Source organism: Veillonella sp. (genome assembly GCF_019414865.1).
Lineage (GTDB): Bacteria > Bacillota > Negativicutes > Veillonellales > Veillonellaceae > Veillonella.
Map to the genome: position 1 here is coordinate 1 of NZ_DXLG01000143.1, position 3,769 is coordinate 3,769.

Sequence of the window (3,769 nt, forward strand, 5' to 3'; positions counted from 1 at the left end):
CGTGTGCAGTGTTGATTGTGATACCACGTTCACGTTCTTCTGGAGCTTTATCGATCATGCTGTAATCTTGGAAATCAGCTTGGCCTTTTTCAGCCAATACTTTAGTGATTGCAGCAGTCAAAGTAGTTTTACCATGGTCAACGTGACCGATTGTACCGATGTTAACATGCGGTTTCGTACGTTCAAATTTTTCTTTAGCCATTTTAAATTATCCTCCGAGGAAAATAGTAATTCTATTAATCTAATGTAAGATTAACCGTTTTTCTTTGCTTGAATTTCTTCAGCAATTTTCTTAGGAACTTCTTCGTAATGATCGAATGTCATGGAGTAGTTACCGCGACCTTGAGTTTTGGAACGAAGGTCAGTTGCGTAACCGAACATTTCGCTCAATGGAACATATGCTTTGATATGTTGGTTACCATTACGAGCTTCCATGCCGTCCATGCGACCACGACGGGAGTTCAAGTCACCGATAACGTCGCCCATGTATTCTTCAGGAACGTCTACTTCTACGGACATGTATGGTTCAAGCAATGCAGGGTCTGCTTTGCGAGCACCTTCTTTAAAGCCCATGGAACCAGCGATTTTGAAGGCCATTTCGTTGGAGTCAACGTCATGGTAGGAGCCGTCAAATACGATAACTTTGATGTCAACCATTGGATAACCAGCGATAACACCGGATTCCATAGCTTCTTTAACACCATTTTCAACAGGTCCGATGTATTCACGAGGAATTGCACCACCTACGACCTTATTTTCAAATTCGAAGCCAGCACCTGGTTCTTGAGGAATCAATTCCAACCAGCAGTGACCATATTGACCACGACCACCAGATTGACGAACGAATTTACCTTCAGATTTAACAGCTTTACGGATAGTTTCGCGATAAGCTACTTGAGGTTTACCTACGTTACATTCTACTTTGAATTCACGGTTCATACGGTCAACGATGATATCCAAGTGAAGTTCGCCCATACCGGAGATAATAGTTTGACCTGTTTCTTCATCAGTACGAACTTTGAAAGTAGGATCTTCTTCTGCCAAACGAGCAAGAGCTGTACCCATTTTTTCTTGGTCAGCTTTTGTTTTAGGTTCAACAGCAACGGAGATAACTGGTTCAGGGAATTCCATGGATTCAAGAATTACAGGATTCTTTTCATCACAAAGAGTATCACCAGTAGTAGTATCTTTCAAGCCTACAGCTGCAGCGATGTCGCCAGCGTACACCATGTCGATTTCTTTACGAGTGTTAGCGTGCATTTGAAGAATACGGCCGATACGTTCTTTCTTACCTTTTGTGGAGTTGAAAACGTAGGAACCGGATTCCAATGTACCGGAGTACACACGGAAGAACGCTAATTTACCAACATAAGGGTCAGCCATGATTTTGAATGCCAATGCGGAGAATGGTTCATCATCGGAAGAAGGACGAGTAGTTTCTTCTTCAGTACCAGGAACGACACCTTTAATAGCTGGAATGTCGATAGGAGCTGGCATGTAATCTACAACAGCGTCCAATAACATTTGTACACCTTTGTTTTTGTAGGAAGAACCACAAAGAACTGGGAACAATTGGTTAGCAATAACTGCTTTACGCAATGCTGTTTTCAATTCTTCAATGGAGATTTCTTCACCTTCCAAATATTTCATCATAATATCGTCATCAGTTTCAGCGATAGCATCGATCATCATTTCGCGACGAGCTTCAGCTACTTCTTGATATTCTGCTGGGATATCAGTGATTTCATATTCTTTACCGTCATCGGATTTATAAATTTCCGCTTTCATAGTCATCAAATCGATGATGCCTTCGAAAGTATCTTCAGCGCCGATTGGCACTTGAATAGCTACGGAATTTGCACCCAAACGGGATTTCATCATATCAACTACGTTGAAGAAGTCAGCACCTACAGTATCCATCTTATTTACATAAGCGATACGAGGTACGCCGTAGTTAGAAGCTTGACGCCATACTGTTTCGGATTGTGGTTCAACGCCGCCTTTAGCACTGAATACCGCAACAGAACCGTCAAGTACACGTAGAGAACGTTCTACTTCTACAGTAAAGTCAACGTGACCAGGAGTATCGATGATGTTGATACGATGATCTTTCCAGTGACATGTTGTCGCAGCAGAAGTGATTGTGATACCACGTTCTTGTTCTTGCGCCATCCAGTCCATCGTAGCAGCACCTTCATGTACTTCGCCGATTTTGTGAACAATACCTGTATAGTAGAGGATACGTTCTGTAGTTGTTGTTTTACCAGCATCGATGTGAGCCATGATACCGATATTACGAGTTTTTGCTAGGGAAAACTCTCTTGCCACAGTTGTCACCTCTTATTACCAACGATAATGAGCAAATGCTTTATTAGCTTCTGCCATTTTATGAGTATCTTCTTTTTTCTTGATTGCAGCGCCTGCATTGTTGAAAGCGTCCATCAATTCGCCTGCTAAGCGTTCTTTCATAGTGCGTTCACCACGAAGACGAGCATAGTTTACAACCCAGCGAATACCGAGTGTTTGACGGCGATCAGCACGAACTTCAACTGGCACTTGGTAGTTCGCACCACCGATACGGCGAGCACGCACTTCAAGTACAGGCATAACATTTTTCAATGCTTGATCAAAAACTTCCATTGGGTCTTGACCCATTTTGGAACGAATAATTTCGAATGCATCATATACGATAGTTTCAGCAATGCCTTTTTTGCCATCGTACATAACTTTGTTAATGAAACGTGTTACTAATTTGCTGTTGTACACCGGATCTGGAAGTACATCACGTTTCGGAACAGGGCCTTTTCTTGGCATGTTCAATTCCTCCTTTATAATGATGTGTGTTAGTTTCGTTTAATGGCTAAAATTATTTTTTAGCTTTTTTCGCGCCGTATTTGGAACGACTTTGCATACGGTTTTGTACGCCAGCTGTATCCAATGCACCACGAACGATGTGATAACGCACACCTGGAAGGTCTTTTACACGACCGCCTCTGATAAGTACAACACTGTGTTCTTGTAAATTGTGACCAATGCCTGGGATGTAAGCAGTTACTTCAATAGCGTTTGTCAAACGTACACGGGCAACTTTACGAAGCGCGGAGTTTGGTTTCTTTGGAGTAGCTGTGTACACACGAGTACATACACCACGTTTTTGTGGAGATTCTTGAAGTGCTGGAGCTGTAGATTTTTTAGTCAAGCTCATGCGACCTTTGCGTACTAGCTGATTAATTGTTGGCATTTGGGCACCTCCTTTCCAAATTTGAGATTTATAATTGATCCGTCATAACAAAGTGTTACATCGGATATTACCAAGATTAACGTAGGATACCTACCGCTGTGGCCCGCACCTTAATGCGACACGCACGACCAAGGTCATCCATAGTGTGCTTGTCATTCACAGGTATTCCCTGTTCAGCACAAGCATTTCGTATAGGTCCAACTACACTTTCATCACTATCATGTCCTACGAACACATACTTCACAGTCCCTCGTGCAATGTTTTTCAACGTTTGCTTGGCACCGATTGTTTTGTTCATCGACTTCAGATGGGCAATGTCCATAGTAAAATTCTCCTTACGAAATTATGCTACTTAGGCATACTTGCCCCTGAGCACTATGTAAGTATACCAATTACACAATCACATGTCAAACGTTTTTCGATGCTCTACACCGCTATACAACTGCATTTTATGTGTACACGTTTCCGTGCGTTTCATTATGTCGAACTATATAAACTCATTTGTTATTTTTATACAATTTTATGTGT

At 41.9% G+C, this 3,769-nt stretch carries 5 protein-coding genes; all 5 read right to left on the minus strand.

From position 1 onward, the window contains the following. Positions 1–202 (minus strand): GTP-binding protein (locus QZ334_RS07450; protein ID WP_295233281.1); only part of this gene is annotated, 202 nt, incomplete at its 3' end. 50 nt (positions 203–252) lie between these two features. Next, positions 253–2,328, minus strand: coding sequence for an elongation factor G (gene fusA / locus QZ334_RS07455; protein WP_005385490.1), 2,076 nt, complete (start codon positions 2,326–2,328; stop codon positions 253–255). 15 nt (positions 2,329–2,343) lie between these two features. Continuing rightward, positions 2,344–2,814 (minus strand): 30S ribosomal protein S7, encoded by a 471-nt coding sequence (rpsG, locus tag QZ334_RS07460; RefSeq protein WP_004693556.1) that lies wholly within the window; start codon positions 2,812–2,814, stop codon positions 2,344–2,346. A 52-nt stretch (positions 2,815–2,866) separates the two neighbouring features. Continuing rightward, positions 2,867–3,241 (minus strand): 30S ribosomal protein S12, encoded by a 375-nt coding sequence (gene rpsL / locus QZ334_RS07465; RefSeq protein ID WP_004693554.1) that lies wholly within the window; start codon positions 3,239–3,241, stop codon positions 2,867–2,869. A gap of 76 nt (positions 3,242–3,317) precedes the next feature. Next, complete coding sequence (locus QZ334_RS07470) at positions 3,318–3,563, minus strand: ribosomal L7Ae/L30e/S12e/Gadd45 family protein (protein WP_005385487.1); 246 nt, start codon at positions 3,561–3,563, stop codon at positions 3,318–3,320. Between the last annotated feature and the right edge of the window lie 206 nt (positions 3,564–3,769).

Coding starts and splice junctions, on each gene's coding strand:
- rpsG (WP_004693556.1), bottom strand. CDS start 2,814: ATGCCAAGAAAAGGCCCTGTTCCGAAACGTGATGTACTTCCAGATCCG.
- rpsL (WP_004693554.1), bottom strand. CDS start 3,241: ATGCCAACAATTAATCAGCTAGTACGCAAAGGTCGCATGAGCTTGACT.
- QZ334_RS07470 (WP_005385487.1), bottom strand. CDS start 3,563: ATGGACATTGCCCATCTGAAGTCGATGAACAAAACAATCGGTGCCAAG.